Raw genomic sequence first — 21,431 nt, 5'->3', positions numbered from 1 at the left:
ACTAAATTAAGTAGATTTGCACCAATACGAAACAATATTCTCAGTCTACTCAACATGGCTTTCTCCTAACCCACTGGAATAACTTGACTAACCAGTCAGGAAGTTTGTGGCACAAAGCTTGCTGAAATGTATTCATAAAATAGTACACAATAATGAATACAAGGAAGTCAGTATGTCTCAACAAGAAACCCACGACCTCATATATGGGTTAGAAGACAAGCCCAAGGCCGGCGCAGCACTTTACGCAGGGCTACAACATGTACTTGCGAGTTTTGTCGGAATCATTACTCCAACCCTCATCATCGGCGGCGTGCTTGGACTCGGCGAGCACGTACCATATCTCATCAGTATGGCGTTAATCGTGTCAGGGATTGGCACCTTTATTCAGGCACGCCGTATCGGTCCAGTTGGTGCGGGTTTAGTCTGTGTTCAGGGTACCAGCTTTGCGTTTCTTAGCTCGGTACTGGCAGCAGGTTTTATCGTTAAATCTCAGGGCGGTGGTCCAGAAGAAATTCTGGCAATGATATTCGGGGTCTGTTTTGTCGGTGCTTTCGTCGAGATTATCCTCTCTCAGTTTATTAATAAACTCAAACGCATCATCACACCGGTTGTAGCGGGTATCGTGGTAACAACGATAGGTATCTCTCTGATTAAAGTTGGTATGACCGACCTTGCGGGTGGATTCAACGCGCCAGACTTCGGTTCATGGAACAACCTTGTTTTGGGGACAGTCGTTTTAACCACCATCATCGTTTTAAATCGCTCTAAAAACCTAATGGTAAGATTATCGTCTATCTTGATCGGTATGGTTTTTGGCTACGTTCTGGCGGCCTTTATGGGCATGGTTAACTTAGACGGTGCCTTTAATCAGCCTTTGGTCAGCGTACCAGTTCCATTTAAGTACGGGTTTGATTTTGATTGGTTTGCATTTGTACCAATTGCAGTGATCTATGCCATCACTGCAATTGAGTCAGCAGGTGATATTACCGCGAACTGCATTATCACCAAACAACCTGTGTCGGGCCCACAATACCTCAAACGCATTAAAGCTGGCATTCTTGGCGATGGCGTGAACTCGCTGATTGCTGCGGTATTTAATACTTTTCCGAACACCACTTTCAGCCAAAACAACAGCGTAATTCATCTGACTGGCATTGCAAGTCGTTACGTTGGTTACTTTGTCGCACTTATTTTGGTGGCTCTCGGACTGTTCCCATTAATCGGTGCCATCTTAACCACCATCCCTAAACCGGTTATCGGCGGAGCAACGTTAGTCATGTTTGGTACGGTCGCAGCGGCAGGTATCAAGATCATCGCTAATGAAGAGCTGGACCGACGTAATCTCATGATTCTGGCGGTTTCCTTCGGCATCGGTTTTGGTGTTATGCTCGTTCCTGAAATTCTGGAAGGTATGCCAAAAATCATGCAGAGCGTCTTTGGCTCTCCAGTGACCACCAGCGGTATTGCTGCCATTATCATGACCATTGTGCTGCCTCAAACACCAACAGAAGATGTGCAGCAAGCGAGTCAAACCGACAAACAAAAGACGCTATCAAAACCAGCGTTAGAAAAGTAACACGTTTCACCCTAAGTTAAGATAAAACATTGACGACCACTCCGAGGATACACACGTATCACTCGGGGTGAGTTGTTAAAATGAATTGATCAGTTAGTTGAGATGAATAAAGCAGCGAGGGAAAGCGAAACGGTTAGATAATTTCTGCGTCAAAACGAGCCGTTCTGGCTTGGGCGATAGTGCAGTTGGTTTCTGCCATTAACTCAGCCAAGGTTACATTGGGATTATCAACAACTAAACGAATCAACTTAGCTTCTAGCGGCTCTAACTTATCTTGGTGCGCCGCGAGCCCGACTTCCATCTTCTTGATAACAAATCGCAGCGCTTCCGGTTCTTCGGATTTAATTTGCTCAAGAAAGCAGTTCAAATCCAACGCTTCACCTGTCACTACCCAATTCCGAGAACGTCGAACACGCTTCAGCTCGCACTTCTTCTCCATTGCGATCATTTTGGCTCGCTTAGCCTGATCGCCGCCAATGCGGTGAATCAAAGAAGGCAATGAAATTGTGAGCTGGTTTGAATCCATAGAAGACGTCATATCATCAGAAATAGACTCCTATCTTAAACTCAACATTGTGATTTTTCATCATTTAGCCAGATTGAGCCATGAAAAGTAGTTTCCAGGGTCGAGTGACTAAGTCGAGAATACAAAAAGGCCTACCTTGCTAAGCGAGGTAGGCCTTGTTCGTGACTCGTATTCAAATTTGATAATTACAGCTCTTCACCGTAGATATCGAAAGAGAAGTATTTCGCGGCAATCTTATCGTAAGTGCCATTTTCACGAATGGTTTTGATCGCTTGGTTAAACTTCTCAGCTAACTCTTTATCGTTTTTACGCAGCGCTAGTGCGGTACCTTCACCGATGTAAGCTTTATCTGTAACGGCTTCACCAACAAACTCATGGCCTTTACCGATGTCTTTGTCTAAGAACGCCAACGAAAGTTGGTCTGAGTTGCCAAACGTCGCATCCAAACGGCCATTTGCCATGTCGAGATACACTTCATCCTGACCAGAGTAACGCTTGATGGTTGCTACAGAACCGAACTTATCAGTCACGTAGAGATCGTGAATCGTGCCGCTCTGAACACCAATCACTTTGTCTTTTAAACCCGCTTCACTGATCTCTAGATTACTGTCTGAGCTAGCAACAAAACGAGCTGGAGTTTGGTAGTACTTGTCAGTAAACAATACGCGTTTTTTACGATCATCCGTAATGCGCATGGAAGCCATGATCACGTCTGATTTACGTGCAAGCAGGCTTGGGATAAGAGAGTCCCATCCCTGTGAAACCCAGGTACACTCAAGCTTCGCTTCTGCACATAAAGCATCAGCGATTTCGATATCAAAACCAACCGGAGTCCCACTCGCATCTTTGTAATTGAATGGTGGGTACGTAAAGTCAGAAGCCAGACGAACTTCCTTCGCCATCAAAGGAGTCGAGAGTAGTGCCGCGGTACAAGCTAACGCGCTGAGCATTTTGTTCATGTGTAATGTCCTTATTATTTCAATTGATGGTGTCAGTTGATTGGTTTTGTTGCAAGTGACAAATCGTTTCTGCCACTTCCTGCATGCTCTTTTCAGAACCGATAGTGATGCGAACACAGTTGTGCAGGCTTGGCTCATGCGTTTGGTTACGCGTCACAATACCTTGCTCACGTAAGTATTCAAAAAGATTGATTTCCGGTTTAGTTCGAATCAATACAAAGTTGGTTGCTGATGGATAAATCTTTTCAATCCAGTCAAGATCCTGAATGCGTTCAATAAAGCGCTGACGTGATTCAATCAAAGTACGGGTATGTGCCGCTACCTTGTCTAACCCTTCTGCACTCAACGCCTGGAGAACAATTTCTGCAGAGCTGTCCGGCATTGGATACGGTGGAATCAGCTTGTAGACAAAGTCCATCACCGACTGCTGAGCGATAATAAATCCACATCTGACGGCAGCCAAACCAAACGCTTTCGATAGCGTGCGAACCACAACCAGATTCGGATAACGATCTATCAGTCCAACGACGCTTTGGTCGAGTTCAAATTCAATGTAGGCCTCATCGACAACCACGATCGCGCTGTGCTGAGTTTGCTCCAGTACCTCAACAATCTTGTCGTAGCTGAGCAGCTGACCGGTTGGATTGTTGGGTGAACAGAGGAACACAAGGTTTGCCTTTTCAGCGGCTTGAACCACGCTGTCAACATCAAGGTCAAAGTTCGGCAAAACCAAAGGACAGTCGATAACATCGATCGCTAATGATTCAGCACAGAACTCGTACATCGCATAAGTCGGGCTGCATATTGCGATGCTGTCTTTTCCTGGCTGGCAAAAGGTACGAATGAGCAAATCAATCGCTTCGTCCGCACCTCGTACCGCCAATGTAGGCTGTGTCGTTGAACAGTAAGCCTGATAAGCAGCAGCAATATCATGAGGAAGAAAATCCGGGTAACGATGCAGTGGAGACTGATGTTCTTTGTACAGTAATGGATCTTCAAGTTCATTGGCGTTAAGCCACAATCTCCCTGCCCCACCAATGCGTCTTGCTGACTGATATGGTATTAACTTTTTTATGCTCTCAGGCGCTAACTTCTCAGCTAATGACATTATATTTATCACCCCAATATGAATACCTAATCAGTTTTAACCGACTAAACTAAATTTAATTTCTGTATTGGCAATAAATTAGTCAAGAACGGCTTCCGGTTAAATCGAAATAAAGGCATACTAGCCATGCAAAAAAAGCATGGATAAACAAGATGCATAACAGACTCCCTTCGACAAAAAACCTGCAAGCTTTCTTAGCCGTCGCGCAGCACCTGAATTTCACCCATGCGGCAGAGGCACTTAACATGACCCAGGGCGCGATAAGTCGCCAGATTCAGTCGATGGAGAGTTTGATGGGGGTTGCCCTGTTTTATCGTCAAGCAAGAGGGCTCGCTCTTACATCGGAAGGCGCGAAGTTTGTTCCGCTCGCAGAAGAAATCATTCAGCGCTTACAAACGTCGATTCGGGAAGTGGTAGACAGTGCAAACCGAATCAAACTAAACGCACCTAGCTGTATTACTTCATGGCTACTGGCTCACATCGCCAATTTTCAGCAAGAATATCCCGATGTGAATGTAGAACTGACCTCTACCACCAAACATCAGGCCATACCCAACTTCGATAGTTTTGACTTAGTCATCTCTTACGGTAAACCTATCCGCAATAAAACCATCGAACAGGTGTTATTGTTCGATGAGCTTTTGGCTCCGGTCTGCGCGCCACAACTTTGGGACAAGCTAGCGCCATACGCTAAAGACAAAGGATTTGATGAATTAAACGTGCTCAAACGCTGTACCTGGCTGCATGCCAATACGGAGCAGTCAGACTGGTCTATGTGGCTGGCCTCACGTGGGTATCGCAATATTCAGGGCAAAGGTAACCAGACGTTTGCCACACTCGATCAGGCAGTCAACGCGGCTCAACAAGGTTTTGGCATGGCAATTGGTGACATAACGCTGGCCGAACAAGACTTGAAGTTAAAGCACCTGATTCAGCCATTCGACCACTACGTAGCATCTGGCAACGGTTATCATCTGCTCAACCCAAAACACGAGGGAAATGCGATGGTTGGCAAATTAGTTAGCTGGTTGTCTGAACAAAGCAGAGCTTCGAAAATCTCGCCCTAGCAGTGACACAGTGGCGAGATTCTTCGTCTTAAATTAAATGTAATTATCACACACTATAAAGAGTGAGAATTTTTGTCACTTCATCAATACGGCGAGTAAAGCTCGCCTTTAACGCACGCTCATGGTGAGTATGATCACCATCGCCAAACGGTCCAAAGCCGTCTAAAGTGGCAACGCCCATTCCTGCCACCACATTAGCATCACTCACTCCACCACGCTGTTCGGTAAGTAACGAATACCCCAATGCAGCTTCTATTTGGGCCATAAACTCGGCTTGAGCAGCGGTTGGAACCATGACATCGCGCTGTAGGCCACCACTGAGTTCCGATTTCACGCCGTCCATCTGCGGCTGCTGAACTATGCTCTCAATACTTTCAAGTACACGTCGTTGCTCTTCTACCGAGGTAAATCTAGCCTCTACAGTCAGGTGAGCTTGTGGTGAGATCGTATTGGCGCCAATACCGCCCTCCATTTTACCGACATTAACCGTCGTACCTGCGGCTAAATCGGTTAACTCGGCTAGCGCAATCATCATCTTGGCTGCGGCAAGGTTAGCGTCACACCCTTGAGCATAGCAATTCCCTGCATGGGCAGCTTTACCTCTTAGATCAATATGGTAAGTTGCCACGCCCTTACGACCAATCACGATTTCGTGGTTCTCTCCGGCAGCTTCAAAATCAATACAAAATGCATAATTAGTCGCAAGCTCTTTGGTCAACTCACGACTGTCATCACTGCCTGTCTCTTCATCACTAACGAGCAGAAAGTCGACATTGCCGATTTCCCCTCGCAGTGCAAATACATTGCGCAAAGCTTGCAGAGCAACAAAATTCCCGCCTTTCATATCACACACACCAGGGCCGTAGACCCAATATTTGTCTTGGCTAAAACCTTCGAATGTCTCTGGTGCAAACACGGTATCCAAATGGCCCAAAAGCAACATCTTTGGCAAACTTTCATCACTTTTTGTGCTAAATAGCAGGTGATCACCAATATTTTCACGCTGATATCTATCACAGACAAAGCCCAATTCTCCCAACCACTTCTGCATAAGTTGACCTGTTTGGTCCACTCCGGATTTGTTATGTGTCCAGGAGTTTATGTCTACTAATTGCTTCAAATCACCAAAATCTAACATGTGTAAATGACCTTCCATGTGTCCAGAAGTTATAGCTTATCCAGAGCCTACAACTTTCGAGTTATGTGTAATAAATATTCAATAAAGTGATGTGAACATATAGCCCTATTGTGACAAAGGCATTAATCAGCAAAACAACCAAAACGAGCAATTAACATCAATCCTGCCCCGAAATTGAGAGAGCTATAGGTTCTGATATGAAGGGAAATAGCAATTAACGGAGCTATACATGACACCGAAGCAAGTGGGAATTTGGATGTATGAAAATAGCGGTGGTAGCCAAATTCAACAAAAAATGGTGGACCAACTGCGTGAGCGTGAGATCGAATCTATTTGTGGTTTGAACCTTGCAGAGGCAACCGCCCAAGACGGGACGGTTTTCTGCCAAGGTAAGGACCTGTCTGAGCTGGAGCTGTTTTTCTCTTACAACGCGGGAGAACAAACGCCCTACCAAGTTTATCTATACCAAACCATCGACAGCATGATGCCGATGATCAACAACTACACATCGTTTGCGCTGACGGAAGACAAATTCCGTACCGCTCATAAACTCAAGCAAGCGGGAGTATGTGCGACAGATTACATCGTATGTAACCGCGACAATCTTGATCAAGTTCGTGATCAGTTAATCGCGTGGGATGGCCAGGCCATTTGTAAACCCGTTGATGGCTGGGGTGGCAATGGCATCATCAAGCTTGAACAGACACGCGACATTGATCTACTAGCGCCCTTTTTAAAAAATCACCCTAGTAGTCAGTTTTATCTCGAACGTGTCATTCCAAATGATTTTTCTGATTATCGCATTGATATTGTGGATGGTAAGTTTGTCGCCTGCTACGGCCGTAAAGCGGCCGCTGGTAGCTGGAAAACCAATATTTCCAACGGCGGTCATGTAATCCTGCGTGAGCCTCTTCCAGAAGTGGTTGAACTTGCTCAACAAGCTGCATTCGTAACCGGACTGGAAATCGCTGGCGTTGATATTATTTATGACATTGAAAAACAACGTTATGTCGTTATTGAAGTCAATGGCATTCCTGCGTTTGCCACACCAGAGCAAGAAGCGTTCGGCCTGAATTTCAACGATACAAAAATCAACTACATCGTCGATCTGATTAATCGCAACGTGAATCCGGCCCAAAACCAGTCTACGACCACGACCTTAGACACCAGCTTCATTCATTTAAACCCAAATCAATCTAACACTCAGCAGGTAGAAATCTCATTATGACCTCTCATGGCTCCACTCGTCCCACACTTGGCTTGCTCTATCTCGATCATGTATTACGTTTTTTCGACCGCTCAAACTTCAAAGGTTGGCCCGACAAAATTGAACAAGTTGTTTATCATTGGGGAAATGACAAGCAGCGCTTTATCGATGAAATCAAACGCAAAAAGATCGACGTACTGATCGGCAATATCCCAGCCACCGCGTATGAAACCTTCCGTGAAATTAGCCGCGCCTTGCCTGAAGTTCAGTTTGTACCATCACTCGACAGCCAGTTTTGTAATAAGTCGAAAGAGAACGTCACTCACTTTTGTCATAAGCATGATCTGCCGATCCCGCGTACTGAAATCTTTTATCAAGTTGATGAAGCGCTGGATTATTTAAGCCATACCACTTATCCCAAGATTGTGAAGCGCTCCTATGGTCCTTCCAATTATGGCGGCTATTTTGTGCATAAAGTGGACTCAGAAGCTGAGGCGTTGCGCCTGTTTGCGAAAAGACAATATTATCCCGCTTATATTCAAGACTTTGTACCAATGAAGGCCGATATTCGCGTCATGCTCGTGGGTCACCAACCTGTGTGTGCGTTTTGGCGTCGTCCACCGGAAGGGGAATGGCTCACCAATACCAGCCAGGGCGGCAGCATGGATTACCAAGCCGTACCAGAAAAAGTGCTCGACGTTGCAGTAAAGGCATCTAAAGCGGCCAATGCTGAATATTGGGCGTGTGATATCGCAGTTAGTATGGACGATGATTACACCATTTTAGAATGTGCGACCGCCTTTGCTGCTTTCCCTTACATTCGTGACTGGATCGGTCAATATCTGATGTGGTTATTCGCGCCAGAGCGCTTTAAAAAGCCTTACTTTGCGCATCGCAACTGGGAGGAGTTAGGCAAAATTCATTCATCTTTACTGCGTACTCTGCGCCATCTAAGCTTTGGTGAAACCAGCATTTCTACCGATACGGGAGAATACGCACCACACGACTCAGCTTATCCACTTGCTCGCACATACCAAAACAATGGCGAAGAGTGGCCAAGTGAAGTCTGGAACCGACAAGGCCTACTCGCTCATCAGTTAATCGCACCATCCGAGCCTCAACTGGGTGAACAGTCTCATCTGGAAGCCATGGATACAGGTATTGAAAGCTTAGACAGCCTTGAATTAGAAGCACAAAGCGAAAGTGAACATTTACTAAATTCAACCGCCCAAAAAACGAATCGTGCGATGAATCAACAACAATTGGTGACATTTTTCACGAGTATTAAGGGCATAGGCATAGAGCAAGCGAAGAAAATCATCACTCAACTGGGTGTTGCGCAAACCTTGGTCGCATTAAATTCTGCCCCAGATCTGTTGATGACCGTCCCGGGGATTAAGCAGAAAAAATGCGATGCGATTTGTCTGCATTGGAATTTACACTGCAAAGCATTGGCTTGAGCAGAGGTAAACGAATGAAAAAACAATACCTAAGCTATGAGCAAACCCAACAGTTTCTCGAGCAAGCGATGGCAAAGCATCCGGATTTAATCCGCCTTGAAAGTATTGGAGATACCCATGAAGGGCGGCCAATCCTACTAGCTACTATTTCTCAAAATGTGGCGTATGCACACCTCAAGCCTGCAATGCTCTACACAGGTACCATCCATGCACGTGAATGGATAGGAAATGAGTTGGCCGTTAGCTTTATCCAATACTTGCTGGATAACCACCAAACCAATCCAGATGTGATAGATGCATTAAGTCGCAATACCTTGTATATGGTACCTTGCCTCAACCCTGATGGTTTTGAGTATTCGCATAAGCACTTTTCCTTTTGGCGTAAAAACCGACGAGACAATGGTGACGGCACTTTTGGGGTAGATTTAAACCGTAACTTCGGGGTCAACTTCCGCCGCAGCAATCAAACCAGCTCGAATATTTACAGTGGTCCAGAAGCTTTTTCAGAACCAGAAACCCGTGCGATCAAACACTTTGTGGAGCAGCATAACAATATCTGCATTGCGCTCGATTACCATTCACAAGGTAACGTGTTTTTCCCCGCACACAAGTTTAACCATGAAGCTGAAATTGAAGGCACCGATCTGAATGTGTTGTGTGCCAATATGGCGCAAGAGATCTATAAGGTCACCAAGCGCCAATATGGTATTCACCGCGGCAAGCCACCAGCCAACTTAATCCATGGAAGCGGGCGCGAGTGGTATTACAGCCGTGGCATTCTTGCGACGGTGGTGGAAGTAGGCAGTCGTAATATCCCGGATTATCTGATCAACATGTCGCAAAGTGTGGATGAAAACATTCCAGCGCTACTTTATGCCTTGCGCAGCGCGATCAATTATTCGGATCTTGCTCCCAAAAGACCTGAGTATTTTTCGGTGAAACGTGTCGATGCCACCCAGGCAGAGTTAGTGTGGCAAGAAGCGGATGATAGTGACACAGGTTGTCACTATCAGGTATATCGTAGTGAAAGTCCGAAAGCGCCTTGCACCAAGGAAAACCTGATTGCTATCACGTCACAAACTGGCTTCACCGATAAGCAACTTAAAGCCGGTAAGCGTTATTTTTACAACCTACACCGTGTCGATAAATTCAAGAAAGTTGCTTCCCCTTTTGCGCCAGAAATCCGCATCAAAACACCGCTGGATAAAGCCGATTGCTCGTTTACGTTATTCCCGACACCCGAAAAAATAGGATACGTTGGCGAACTCACTAAGAACAATAGCGAACATTTTGGTCACAATTCCCTATTTGTGGGAGTAAACAACACCAAAGGTATTTGCTATGGCGTCATCGATTATGATCTCAGCCGCTTGTCGGAAGACTCGCATATTAGCCTGGCCGAGTTCTCGCTTTACCCAATGAACCGCGTGGGTGCTAAAATTGAAAATTATGGCGAGTGGTCGGTGTCAATCCTCAACCCAACAGACATCACCGACATCAGCAACTTTGAGCAAATTCATCAAGCCACGCCAATCCAAACCCTGGGCGAGACCATAGATTCCGATCGTTTAACGCAAGGTATTTGGCATAGCTGGCAATTTAGTGCGATAGAAAAGCGTATCCTCGAAGAACAGTTAAAACGTGGACGTTTGCTACTGCGCATTCAAGGCCCTGATAAATTACCTCTCGGTAATGACTCTCAAATGATGCAATTTGATATTGGTTATGGCCGCTTTGGTGGTGGCATTCACTATCGTCCAAGCTTGTATGTGATTTACCGACGCAAAGCCACCACGGTGCAGCTATCTGCCGCTCAATGTCAAACCTTCCAACATAGTGAATTGATCGATAATCAACTTACTACCGGCTATGATAGCCATGGTAACGCTGAAATTGGTCAAATGGTGTTTGAGCTACCGCAGCTAACCAATCCAAAAGAGCTGGTGATCACCGAAGCCGCTATCATCCTAGATATAGCGAACATGCATGCCTTGAATCACTCGATGCGCTTTAGTGTGGCTCTTGTGGACAGTGAAACTGAACTCGATGAGTTACCGCAAGATTTTACTCAATTAGAATACGTAGGCTATGAAGTCAGCTCACAAGATCTCAATCGTAACCCACGCCAAACCTTTTTATTTGATAGCTCAGCTCGTCAATATGTTGAAGACTTGCACGACCAGGGGCGCTCAATTCGTCTGATCATCATCCCTACGTCAGAGACCGACACCATGGATAGCCGCGTGACATGGAAAACTCAGATAAATGATGAATCAGTCACGCCAAAACTGATGCTCACCTATGTCGAACGACGAAAAGAGGCGTTAGCAGCACCAAACAATCTGCAAGCCAATGTGGAAAATGGTGTCGTAAAACTCACTTGGGATAACCCCGATCATCCTGCATGGGTTGGCAGCTATGTCGTTCGTAACAGCTTCCATCCACCCAGAAACTCACTGGATGGCGTAAAACTTTACGCAGGTAAAGACGACTTCACTTACGATCGCTTTGGCAACGCCAACCTCTCTAAATACTACTCAGTATTTAGCTACGATGACGTACCAAACTACTCGCAACCCACAACAGTCAGCTATACCAGCAAAGAAGTCACTGAAGTGATTCATCAAGAGTTTGAGGCTCAAGACGAAGTGGAACAACGCTACCGTGACGGTGATTAGCACGAACGTTTTCTGTGCATTTACAGTGTAAAAAAAGTCTCTCATCTATATGAGAGACTTTTGTATGAAAGACAGAACACATCGCGGTTTTTGGCAAGGTTTTAACTATCGCATTCTTTCTGGATATCTTGTATTCGCTGATAAACGTGATTAGCTGGTAACCCCTTCGACTCGAGTTCATCCAAATATTGCCTTGTCACCTTCTTCAGTTCTGGTTGCCACGCCTCTTTCATGTCTTCGCTTAACGAAACGACCTGATCATTTCTTTGATTTGCCTCATTGATGGCCTCTTGGTCAAGTCGATCAAAGACACGTGCCATATGCTGTGACCATTCATATCCACTGTGTTTATCAATAATGCTTTGTAAGTCAACAGGTAGTCGTTGGTAAACAGACTTATTCATCGTGACAACAAAGCTCAAACTGTAAAGGTTTAACTCGGTATGATAAGGCGCAATTTCACCCAGGCGGAAAACTTTCGCTCCGTCCCAAGAAATCGCCACGCCCTCAAGGATCCCCTTTTCTAGAGCTTCATACGCATTAGGCGCTGGTATTCCTGTCGGTTGTGCGCCTAAGTTTTTTAACAGTTGTCCTACAATGGCGGTAGGTTGACGGACTCGCTTTCCTTGCAAATCTTGCGGCTGGATAACTTGGCCATCTTTCATATGGATATGACCCGGGCCATTGGTATACATAAACAGAACATGTGTATCACTATATTCTTGTTTGATATCCCCTTCATCATAGAGCTTCTGGATAATGCATGAGCCTTGGGCAGCATTCTTAACAACACCAGGTAATTCAACGATTTGAGAGAGAGGGAATCGGTTCGCTGTGTATCCCTGAACCGTCGCGGTTATATCAGCAATATTATGAATGACCGCTTCATAAGACTTGGCTGATTTCGTCAAGGTTTGCGAGGGATAAATATCGACATTGATACGGTCCTCAGAGGCGTTCTCGATGGATTGAGCCCACTCTGTCAATCCCTGATTTATTGCTGATGTTGCAGGCCATGGATGGGACATTCGTAAGTTGAATTCAGCAGCATATGCGTTTAATGACAGGAGGGTGCTGCACCCTATTATTAGGCATGATTTAAATTTTGACGGCATGACAAACTTCCTTTTTTGTTATTTTTATTATTAGAGATCTAAGGTTAACGAGCGTGTTTTCGAACGAGAGCAGCAGGGTAAAAACTCTCGATTACACGCTTTCTCTTTTTCCGTCAGATAGTGATCCCTATGATCAGGGATGCCATCTAGCACCGGCGTAATACACGTACCACATACGCCTTCTTCACAAGAAAATGGCACATCTATTCCAGCTTCAGTAAGTACCTCAAGAACCGTTGAGTCGACAGAGACATCCAGCGTTAAGCCGCTGTTACTCAAGTGGATCTCAAAAGCCGTATTTTCGCTGGCTGGTTCGCTCTTAGGCGCCTGGAATAGCTCACGATGAACTTGAGATTCTGGCCAATTCACCTTTTTCGCCGTATCCAGAATGTATTCAATGTAACGCTCAGGGCCGCACACATATACGTGTGCTGATGGGGCAAGCGTTGCAAAAATAGCCTCTGCGTCCACTCTTCTGCCTTCATCGCTAAAGTAGAGTTCCGCTTGGCTTGCCCAACTTGATGATGAGATTTCTTTAACGAATGCAGCATCGCGTCTTGATCTCGCAGAGTAGTGCAACTCAAACTCTTGTGTTTTATCACTTAAGGACTCAGCCATACTGAGTAGCGGCGTTATCCCAATTCCACCAGCAAAAAGAACATGTTTCGATGCTTCTTTCTCGAGTTGAAAAACATTTTTTGGCTCGCTGATAGAAATGACATCACCAACCTGCAAATGACGGTGGACCCAATCTGATCCACCTCTTGACTGTTCGGCGCGAAGAATAGCGACTCGGTATTGGTTACGTTGACTCGGTGAATGAAAGAGTGAATATTGTCTAACTAAGCCATTTTGCAAGTGTAAATCAATATGTGCGCCGGGTTCGAATACCGGAAGTTCTTCACCATTGATTGGAGACAGATCGACACTAACCACATTTTGACTGCGTAGCTTTTTAGCGATTACTTGAACCTCTAACATAGACTTCTCCTTAACTGGCTCGTGCGTTAGACAAATCTTGTACATTGATACTCGACGACTGCTCCTGTTCAACGAGCTTGTCAATCAAACGTCTTGCCTGTACTCCACCCGCATCGATATCCAGCTTTAGTAATTCTCTATTTGGGTTTTTTAATAAGTTTGCTTGCTGGCGTTCGAGCATTTCTAAGTCTTCACTGAAAATCGTATGCTGTCCTGAACGAATTTTTTCAGTAAGCTCCGCATCCTGAGGTTTGAAGTTGCGTGCCATTCCCCAGAAATACCACATGCTTGTATCCGTTTCTGGTGTAATAAAGTCCACAACGATACTGCTTGCTCTTACGTCCTTTGGAGCATCAATCCCACCCTGTCCCGCCATAGCGACGCCGACTTCAATCAAAACATGGCTAGGCGGGCTGAATTTACAAATTTGCCAACGGTCTACATCCATTTTGGGATCCAAACCGTTTTCTTTTAGCGCAAGTTGCCAAAATGGTGGCGCTTTTACCGAGTCCATAAAACGCGAGGTGGTTACCTGATTGCCTTCTAACTTGGTGCGCACCGGAGCTTCATCTATCTCTTTTTGGCCAATGCTTGACGCATGAACATACGTTTCATGGGTCAAGTCCATCAAGTTATCTATCATTAGCTGATAATTGCAATTGATGTGGAACAGTCCACCACCATAGGCCCACTCTGGATTGTTGGCCCACTCGAGATGAGGGATTAAATTGGTATCCGCACGTTTTTTATCACCAGTCCATACCCAGATGAACCCGTGTCTTTCCTCTACCGGGTAAGATTTTACACATGGAAAGCGTCCGACTCTTTGCTTGGGCATGGACGTCGTTTTGCCATCTCGCCCCATTCGTAACCCATGATATCCACACACTAACTCTCCATTTTCCAGGTAACCCAGAGAGAGAGGAGCCCCTCTGTGAGGGCAGAAATCTTGTACTGCGGCGACTTTACCCTCACCATCACGATAAAAGGCGATGTCTTCATTACAGATGGTTCTTGCTAAAGGGGCGTTAGCGATTTCGTCTGGCGTACAGGCTACGTACCAACAATTTTTTGGATGCATTCGATATTCCCTTATCTGTATTCACGATTGTTAATGTATTGTTAATTATTATGGGATCCAGAATATCACCAAATTTGAAAAATTCAGCCTAAATATCCATTTTTGGGATCCCAAACATAATGATCATGAAAACGAGATGGCCATTTTTTGCGCTAGGTTGCTAAATAATTTAAATTTCTGTTAAATCACGTTCGGATTGCTGAATCGTGTTTTTTTCGGTAGGTAATAGGAAACGGAATTAGCCGTGAGTTAAGTGGAGAGTCAATTTTGAGTTCTGGCATTGAAGTAGTATCAACACTAAGACGAATGATCGTTGCTGGTGAGTTTGAGCAAGGAGAGCGGTTAGCTGAGTTACCAACAGCTGAGCGTTTAGGCGTGTCGAGAACGCCTGTTAGGATCGCTTTTCGCACCCTGGAGCAAGAAGGGCTATTGCATAAATTAAAAGGCCGCGGATATTGCGTTAAAGAAATCACCAAGGGTTCGGTAGCGGGTGCAATCGAAGTCAGAGGTGTTCTTGAGGGATTAGCTGCCAGGCAGGCCGCCGAAAAAGGGCTAAGTCCAAATCTACACTCTGCTCTCATAGAATGTCTGAAAGTTGGCGACGCTATATTTGATAAAGGTTACGTCAGCGAAGACGATCTCAACTTATATCATGAAATTAATCAAAGATTTCACGCTCTCATCTTAGATGCAAGTGGTAACCCGGCTATTGCATCCTCACTACAAAAAAATGAGCACATGCCTTTTGCTACAGTGAATTCTATTACCTTTGATTTCGACAAGCTCAAACAAGAATATCGACGATTTTACTTTGCCCATTTGCAACATCACACCATTGTGCATGCTATCGCAAATCAACAAGCTTCTCGTGCCGAAGCGCTTATGCGAGAACATGCAAATGTGACCTTGAACTACGCAGAAGTATTTAGTGAGTCAGACTGAGCGCAACGGGAAAAATAAAGCGCCAAGTATTACTGCAATATCATTGTCATACGGAGCAGATAAATTGTGCGACCATAATTTGTTATACACCATGCATATGGTCAAAATTAGTTGGTACGCATGTCAAGAAAACCACACCATTTAGATAATAAAATCATCAAATTGATGCAAGAAAACAGAGGGTTAATCAAAAAAGAAGCACAAGCACTGCTCAAGAAAGAAGTGTATAAACTCAACTCCGATGAAGTCAAAAAAGTGAAAACGTACGCAGAGCATTTTGGCTTAAATTCTCAAGAGCAGTTGTTAAACGAGATTCATGACCTTCGCCGCGAAACTTTAATTTCTCGGCTGTCTTCTTATACCAATCACAGTAAGTAAGTGATCAGAAATAGCGTAGGAAAAATGCTTGTGAACAAGGCATGTTTGGTAGGTAACCATAAAAATTAGTCTTAGTCAGATGAAGGTAAAGTCGATCTCAAAAGAAGGTGAACTACAATACATTGCCAGTCATTTTTTATTTGCCCGTAAGTCGAGTGGATCAACTGTTCCCGCCACAATCGCCATACCGACTAATTCTGGTAAGTTATTGGCCTCAAGGCGTTTCATAATGCGAGAGCGATATAAATCGACAGTTTTGATGCTAATGTCCAACTGTTCGGCTATCTCTCGGCTCGTATACCCTTGTATTAATGGCAGAAAAACATCCTGCTCGCGAGGGGTAAGTGAAGCAAGCTTTTCTTCTATCACCTGCTGAGCATTATTTCTAATGACACTCGGCTCGCTATGAAGAGAATCCTGAACACTGTCTAACAGTAACTGATCATTGTAGGGTTTCTCGATGAAATCAACAGCACCAGATTTAAATGCACGCACAACAATCGGCACATCAGCATGACCGCTAACAAAAATGACGGGCAGTTTAATTCCCCGACGGCGCATCTCTTCCTGTACGTGCAGTCCCCCCATACCTGGCATGCGAATATCAAGTAGCACACAGGCATTGGCATCGGGATCGCATGACGACAAGAAATCTTGTCCGGAAGAAAACGGCACCGCTTTTAGCCCTACCGATTCAAACAACCAAACCGTTGAATCGAGCATTCCCTGATCATCATCAACCACATATACAATTTGTTCACTCTGCATGTCCTACTCCTAACAAGCGTTGCTGCTGGGGTCACTATTCTCCCCCAATCGTTCTTTGTTGCTACATAAGGGCAACGCACAACAAAATGTTAATCCTTTATTCGTTGAGGGCTCAACATCAAGACTGCCGCCAAAACCTTCCACTATGGTTCGGCTCATTGACAGACCAAGTCCCAGTCCATCCGGTTTGCTGGTATAAAACGGGGTAAAAAGCTTGTCACTCTCATCCGGCTTTAGCCCTGGCCCCTGATCCTTAACACGAATAAGCAACCATTGCGCATTAGTGCTCACGTTAATATCGACCTTTGAGTCTTGATTAGGATGCACACTCCAATTAGCATCAATCGCATTGCGCAGCAGATTAATAAGAACCTGCTCCAACAAAACAGCATCACCATATACAAGCGGTCGTTTCTCATGTTCTGCATTGCAATAATTGATGGTGACTTTATATCGACTGGCTTCACTCGCACAAAGACCCACTGCTTCCCACACCACCATATCGATATCTATCGATTGAATATTTCGCGGGCTCTTGCGCAAAAAATTTCGTAACCGGTTAATGACGGCTGAAGCATGACTCGCCTGGCCACAAATCAATTGCAGCCCTTCTGCAACGCGCGCAGCGTTTTGAGGATTTTGAGCAAGGTTTTCTAAATAACGCTGGCTGGCGTTGGCATAGTTAATCACCGCAGCCAGTGGCTGATTCAGCTCATGAGCAATACCGGATGCCAATTCACCCATCGTAACCAAGCGAGCAGTATGTGCTAACTCATCCTGATGACGCCTTTGTTCTGCCTCACGTAACTCTCGCTCAGTCATATCCCGAGCCACCAGCGAAGCGTAATACTGCCCTCCTGCGCCTTTGTGAGCGAGCAATACTAATGATGCGACAAAACCTGTTTTCTGCTTCAGAGGAGTTAATTTCACTTCAGTGGTCCACGCTCCCTGTCGGATAGCATCCGCCCAACCTTCCTCTCGAAGCCTGCCAAAATCCTGAGGGTTCAGAACCTCAGCCAGATTAGGCAGTTCACTCTCTTCAAAGATCCCCAACGCTTTACGAGCAGAAGGGTTCAACCTGGTTACCTGCCACTGCGAATCGGTAAACAAGACCAAATCCGTATTGGCCCTGACGACTTCCGCTAAGCGCCGATTTTCTTCTTCAGCGGTTACTCTGGCCGTAATATCCCTTGAAATGCCGATAATTTCTACCACATCGCCAGTATACGTTTCCCGAATGCCACGGAACGCGGTTTCAAACCACAAATAATGTCCATCACAATGGCGAATACGATAAGACAACGTCAGGTAGCCCTCTCGTTCCAGTGGTTCGACCATCTCAGCCAGGAGCTGTTCTCTATCGCTAGGGTGTACCAGATTTCTGACGGACATACCACGCAACTCTTCGGGCCAGTAGCCCAGTAAGGTCCAGGAGGCAGCTGAAGCATCCAAAAAAACACCATCAGGACTATGCCGAGAGATCAAATCCGTCGTATTTTCCGTGATCAGGCGATAAAGCCTTGAGGCGGTTTCAGCCTCTCTTTTATTCAAAATTTCGTCCGTTGCATCTCGACAACGAACAATGACCGATCCCATTAAAGGCGCGGGGAAAAATTGCCATAGCAAATGTTGATCGTCTAATTTAGATTCTACCTCTCCTATCGCTCTTCTCTGATTGAGACATGAGGTGATGAGTTGAACGTAGTTAACTGGCAACAGATCGGGCAGTGATCGTTCAGGTCGCTCAGACAGAAGATTCTGCATTGAAACATTGATCGCTTCGGGCTTACCTTGCTGATCAAAATACACGGTAGGCAACGGATCACTTTGCTGTAATCCCTCAGATGATTGCTCCGAACGATTTGCCAGCAATGTTTTTAGCAAGGTTCCCATCGCAGCCAAAGATTCTTCGTGTTCCCTCTGCTCAGTTGAGATCACCAGTATCCCTTCCCCAGCCGCCGCTCGCCCCCCAGGCATTAACGAAATGACCCCACCATGTGTTAAGCCAGCGCGACGTAAACGTCCTGCCAGCCAAGAATCCCCAAGACGAATATCTTGCAATGACACACAGTTTTGACTCTGTAATTGTTGGTGTACTCCAACATCGCTGGCACGAAGCGGATCTCCTTGCCCTGGCGGAAGAGCAGGTACGCCATCATTATGAGCATAAACCTGTTTAATCGGTTGCCAAGTAAGCCAAAAGACCTGTTCAACGCCAGGCCAAGTAGATACATAGCGACATAAGGCAGAAGCTTGCTCTGCGGCAGAGCCCTGATTCAATAAACTTAGCCATAAATCGAGATAAAGTTGTGCGCGTTCGCGTTCCATGCCGTCTTCCAAAGATGCGCTTATCAAAATATTCCCCCCTTAAGCCTTAATGCCATTCGCTTACCGATTTTTATCTGAGTCATTCCAGCGAGCCTTAGCGAGACTAGGAATCTAATAACAGCGCACTAAACAGTTATGAAATAACTTGGGTCATAAAGTGCTCAAAAACGAGATCCTGAATCACGCTCCTTCGTCGCAGTTCAGGATGACGAGTGACTTAAACATATCGTTACTCTGGCACACAGCATAGAGGAATATAGGATAAATACTATAAGACTATAGGCTATTACTATAACTCATACGGGTATGCTATAAATTAGCGCATGTTAATAAAACATTAAATTTAAAGAACGCGCTTGTTAATAAAAAGTATCTGATAACGGAATCACCAATAACTAAAAAAAGGATCTTAAATGTCAATCTATGATAATGATCTTACGCATTGCGCAGTGAATCACATTGCTCTCACTCCACTGAGTTTTTTGGAGCGCACTGCAACCGTCTACCCTGAGTACCCTGCTGTCATTCATGGCAGTATTCGTCGCAACTGGTCAGAAACCTATCAACGCTGCCGTCAACTCGCTTCAGCTTTATCCAGCCGTGGTATTGGTAAAGGTGATACCGTATCAGTGATGCTGCCGAATATACCGGCGATGCTGGAGGCCCATTTCGGTGTCCCTATGATCGGGGCGGTTCTCAACACGCTGAACGTCAGACTTGATGCAGAAACCATCGCTTTCATGCTCAAACATAGCGAAGCCAAAGTACTTATCTGCGACCGCGAATTTCATACTGTGATTACTGAAGCACTGACTTTGATCGATAATCCACCATTGATTATTGACGTCAACGATCCAGAATACGGAGGAGAAGAAGCGACCAGCGATCTCGATTATGAAGCTTTTCTGGCTGAAGGTGATCCTAATTATGAATGGCAATGGCCAGAAGACGAATGGCAGGCGATTTCTCTCAACTACACATCAGGAACGACCGGTAACCCAAAAGGCGTGGTTTATCATCATCGTGGTGCTTACCTGAATTCACTCGGCAACCAAATGACCTGGTCAATGGGGCATCACCCTGTCTACCTCTGGACCCTGCCAATGTTCCACTGTAACGGCTGGTGTTACCCATGGACTATTACCGCTTTGGCTGGGGTACATGTGTTCCTTCGTCGAGTAGACCCGCAAAAAGTCCTTACTCTTATCCGTGAGCATAAAGTTAGCCACTTATGTGGGGCACCAATTGTTCTAAACGCTCTGGTTAACATGCCCGAAGAAGCCAAAGCGGCAATTGACCATCCAGTTAACGCGATGGTTGCAGGAGCAGCACCACCAGCTAAAGTGATTGGCGATGTGGAAAAAATGGGCATTAATATTACCCATGTCTATGGATTAACCGAAGTCTACGGGCCTGTCACTGTCTGCGCATGGCACGAAAGCTGGGATGAGTTCAGCCTTGAAGAGCGTGCGACGCTAAAATCACGTCAGGGCGTCCGTTATCCAACCCTTGAAGGTGTGATGGTGGCCGATACGCAAACGCTCAAACCCGTTGCTAAGGATGGTAAAACGATCGGTGAGGTTTTCATGCGAGGCAACACTGTAATGAAAGGCTACCTGAAAAATCCAAGCGCTACATCAGAAGCCTTTGAGGGTGGTTGGTTCCATACCGGCGACTTAGGCGTATGCCACCCTAACGGCTACATAGAGATCAAGGACCGCCTTAAAGACATTATTATCTCAGGTGGAGAAAACATCTCGACCATTGAGCTGGAAGACGTTCTCTACAAACATCCCGATATTCTTGAAGTTTCCGTCGTCGCCAAGCCAGATGAACGCTGGGGCGAGTCGCCATGCGCATTTATCACGCTTAAGCAAAACAGATTCACGAGTGAAAATGAAATTCTCGACTACTGTCGTGATCACTTAGCCGGTTTTAAAATTCCCAAGACCATTGTCTTCACCAACTTACCCAAAACGTCCACAGGCAAAGTGCAGAAGTACATTCTTCGCGACTGGGCAAAAGAAATCTAAGCAAATAATAAATCTAAATAAATAAGTAAAGCGGGAGGCATTGCTTCCCCATCTTTTACTGCAACACAGCAAAGTAATACTCCCCC

General features: G+C 45.5%; 17 protein-coding genes. 8 read left to right on the top strand and 9 right to left on the bottom strand.

Going from position 1 to position 21,431, the window contains the following annotated elements; translation table 11 throughout:
• The first annotated feature begins 172 nt into the window (after positions 1-172).
• Positions 173-1,576 carry a nucleobase:cation symporter-2 family protein gene (locus tag RXX31_RS13405; RefSeq protein ID WP_317589960.1) on the top strand — a complete coding sequence of 468 codons (1,404 nt, stop codon included), beginning with the start codon at positions 173-175 and terminating at the stop codon, positions 1,574-1,576.
• A gap of 133 nt (positions 1,577-1,709) precedes the next feature.
• Here RXX31_RS13405 and RXX31_RS13400 read toward each other — a convergent pair whose 3' ends face one another.
• The 3 genes from RXX31_RS13400 to hisC form a co-directional block, all read right to left on the bottom strand.
• Positions 1,710-2,114, bottom strand: a complete 405-nt coding sequence (locus RXX31_RS13400) for a ribosome recycling factor family protein (protein ID WP_411197984.1) — start codon at positions 2,112-2,114, stop codon at positions 1,710-1,712.
• A 173-nt stretch (positions 2,115-2,287) separates the two neighbouring features.
• Positions 2,288-3,061 carry an ABC transporter substrate-binding protein gene (locus RXX31_RS13395; RefSeq protein WP_317589959.1) on the bottom strand — a complete coding sequence of 258 codons (774 nt, stop codon included), beginning with the start codon at positions 3,059-3,061 and terminating at the stop codon, positions 2,288-2,290.
• 19 nt (positions 3,062-3,080) lie between these two features.
• Positions 3,081-4,172 carry a histidinol-phosphate transaminase gene (gene hisC, locus RXX31_RS13390; protein WP_317590117.1) on the bottom strand — a complete coding sequence of 364 codons (1,092 nt, stop codon included), beginning with the start codon at positions 4,170-4,172 and terminating at the stop codon, positions 3,081-3,083.
• Between the two features lie 149 nt (positions 4,173-4,321).
• On the opposite strand from hisC, the gene RXX31_RS13385 reads away from it, so the two are divergent.
• Positions 4,322-5,236, top strand: a complete 915-nt coding sequence (locus tag RXX31_RS13385; RefSeq protein WP_317589958.1) for a LysR family transcriptional regulator — start codon at positions 4,322-4,324, stop codon at positions 5,234-5,236.
• Between the two features lie 46 nt (positions 5,237-5,282).
• Here RXX31_RS13385 and RXX31_RS13380 read toward each other — a convergent pair whose 3' ends face one another.
• The gene (locus tag RXX31_RS13380; protein WP_317589956.1) at positions 5,283-6,287 is read right to left on the bottom strand and encodes a M20 family metallopeptidase; all 1,005 of its coding nucleotides are present in this window, start codon (positions 6,285-6,287) and stop codon (positions 5,283-5,285) included.
• 316 nt (positions 6,288-6,603) lie between these two features.
• On the opposite strand from RXX31_RS13380, the gene RXX31_RS13375 reads away from it, so the two are divergent.
• From RXX31_RS13375 to RXX31_RS13365, 3 genes are read left to right on the top strand one after another with little or no spacing between them, the layout of a single operon-like run.
• Entirely contained in the window at positions 6,604-7,602 is a 999-nt protein-coding gene (locus RXX31_RS13375; RefSeq protein ID WP_317589954.1) for a hypothetical protein, read from the top strand.
• A complete protein-coding gene (locus RXX31_RS13370) occupies positions 7,599-9,041 on the top strand; it encodes a helix-hairpin-helix domain-containing protein (protein WP_317589953.1) in 1,443 nt (480 codons plus the stop codon). The genes RXX31_RS13375 and RXX31_RS13370 overlap by 4 nt, the downstream gene beginning before the upstream one ends.
• A 14-nt stretch (positions 9,042-9,055) precedes the next feature.
• A complete protein-coding gene (locus RXX31_RS13365) occupies positions 9,056-11,719 on the top strand; it encodes a M14 family zinc carboxypeptidase (protein WP_317589952.1) in 2,664 nt (887 codons plus the stop codon).
• Between the two features lie 101 nt (positions 11,720-11,820).
• On the opposite strand, the gene RXX31_RS13360 is transcribed toward RXX31_RS13365, so the two are convergent.
• The 3 genes from RXX31_RS13360 to RXX31_RS13350 form a co-directional block, all read right to left on the bottom strand.
• Entirely contained in the window at positions 11,821-12,747 is a 927-nt protein-coding gene (locus RXX31_RS13360; protein WP_317589951.1) for a TRAP transporter substrate-binding protein, read from the bottom strand.
• Between the two features lie 117 nt (positions 12,748-12,864).
• Complete coding sequence (locus tag RXX31_RS13355; protein WP_317589949.1) at positions 12,865-13,815, bottom strand: PDR/VanB family oxidoreductase; 951 nt, start codon at positions 13,813-13,815, stop codon at positions 12,865-12,867.
• 10 nt (positions 13,816-13,825) lie between these two features.
• Positions 13,826-14,896, bottom strand: coding sequence for an aromatic ring-hydroxylating dioxygenase subunit alpha (locus RXX31_RS13350; RefSeq protein ID WP_317589948.1), 1,071 nt, complete (start codon positions 14,894-14,896; stop codon positions 13,826-13,828).
• A 267-nt stretch (positions 14,897-15,163) separates the two neighbouring features.
• Between RXX31_RS13350 and RXX31_RS13345 the strand changes: the two genes are divergently transcribed.
• A complete protein-coding gene (locus RXX31_RS13345; protein WP_317589947.1) occupies positions 15,164-15,838 on the top strand; it encodes a GntR family transcriptional regulator in 675 nt (224 codons plus the stop codon).
• A gap of 120 nt (positions 15,839-15,958) precedes the next feature.
• Positions 15,959-16,216, top strand: a complete 258-nt coding sequence (locus tag RXX31_RS13340) for a hypothetical protein (RefSeq protein ID WP_317589945.1) — start codon at positions 15,959-15,961, stop codon at positions 16,214-16,216.
• Positions 16,217-16,345: 129 nt separating this feature from the next.
• On the opposite strand, the gene RXX31_RS13335 is transcribed toward RXX31_RS13340, so the two are convergent.
• Complete coding sequence (locus RXX31_RS13335; RefSeq protein ID WP_317589944.1) at positions 16,346-16,984, bottom strand: response regulator transcription factor; 639 nt, start codon at positions 16,982-16,984, stop codon at positions 16,346-16,348.
• A 9-nt stretch (positions 16,985-16,993) separates the two neighbouring features.
• Complete coding sequence (locus RXX31_RS13330; protein ID WP_317589943.1) at positions 16,994-19,312, bottom strand: ATP-binding protein; 2,319 nt, start codon at positions 19,310-19,312, stop codon at positions 16,994-16,996.
• Positions 19,313-19,725: 413 nt separating this feature from the next.
• On the opposite strand from RXX31_RS13330, the gene RXX31_RS13325 reads away from it, so the two are divergent.
• On the top strand, positions 19,726-21,345 hold the full coding sequence (locus RXX31_RS13325; RefSeq protein ID WP_317589942.1) for an acyl-CoA synthetase: 1,620 nt from the start codon (positions 19,726-19,728) through the stop codon (positions 21,343-21,345).
• Positions 21,346-21,431 lie beyond the last annotated feature (86 nt).

Source organism: Vibrio sp. EA2, assembly GCF_033042495.1.
Lineage (GTDB): Bacteria > Pseudomonadota > Gammaproteobacteria > Enterobacterales > Vibrionaceae > Vibrio.
This window is presented reverse-complemented; position numbering and strand designations above follow the sequence as displayed.

What these genes read in the sequence shown, in the direction of transcription:
- RXX31_RS13405 (WP_317589960.1), top strand. Translation starts at nt 173, where the DNA reads ATGTCTCAACAAGAAACCCACGACCTCATATATGGGTTAGAAGACAAG.
- RXX31_RS13400 (WP_411197984.1), bottom strand. Translation starts at nt 2,114, where the DNA reads ATGACGTCTTCTATGGATTCAAACCAGCTCACAATTTCATTGCCTTCT.
- RXX31_RS13395 (WP_317589959.1), bottom strand. Translation starts at nt 3,061, where the DNA reads ATGAACAAAATGCTCAGCGCGTTAGCTTGTACCGCGGCACTACTCTCG.
- RXX31_RS13385 (WP_317589958.1), top strand. Translation starts at nt 4,322, where the DNA reads ATGCATAACAGACTCCCTTCGACAAAAAACCTGCAAGCTTTCTTAGCC.
- RXX31_RS13380 (WP_317589956.1), bottom strand. Translation starts at nt 6,287, where the DNA reads ATGCAGAAGTGGTTGGGAGAATTGGGCTTTGTCTGTGATAGATATCAG.
- RXX31_RS13375 (WP_317589954.1), top strand. Translation starts at nt 6,604, where the DNA reads ATGACACCGAAGCAAGTGGGAATTTGGATGTATGAAAATAGCGGTGGT.
- RXX31_RS13370 (WP_317589953.1), top strand. Translation starts at nt 7,599, where the DNA reads ATGACCTCTCATGGCTCCACTCGTCCCACACTTGGCTTGCTCTATCTC.
- RXX31_RS13365 (WP_317589952.1), top strand. Translation starts at nt 9,056, where the DNA reads ATGAAAAAACAATACCTAAGCTATGAGCAAACCCAACAGTTTCTCGAG.
- RXX31_RS13360 (WP_317589951.1), bottom strand. Translation starts at nt 12,747, where the DNA reads ATGTCCCATCCATGGCCTGCAACATCAGCAATAAATCAGGGATTGACA.
- RXX31_RS13355 (WP_317589949.1), bottom strand. Translation starts at nt 13,815, where the DNA reads ATGTTAGAGGTTCAAGTAATCGCTAAAAAGCTACGCAGTCAAAATGTG.
- RXX31_RS13350 (WP_317589948.1), bottom strand. Translation starts at nt 14,896, where the DNA reads ATGCATCCAAAAAATTGTTGGTACGTAGCCTGTACGCCAGACGAAATC.
- RXX31_RS13340 (WP_317589945.1), top strand. Translation starts at nt 15,959, where the DNA reads ATGTCAAGAAAACCACACCATTTAGATAATAAAATCATCAAATTGATG.
- RXX31_RS13335 (WP_317589944.1), bottom strand. Translation starts at nt 16,984, where the DNA reads ATGCAGAGTGAACAAATTGTATATGTGGTTGATGATGATCAGGGAATG.
- RXX31_RS13330 (WP_317589943.1), bottom strand. Translation starts at nt 19,312, where the DNA reads ATGGAACGCGAACGCGCACAACTTTATCTCGATTTATGGCTAAGTTTA.
- RXX31_RS13325 (WP_317589942.1), top strand. Translation starts at nt 19,726, where the DNA reads ATGTCAATCTATGATAATGATCTTACGCATTGCGCAGTGAATCACATT.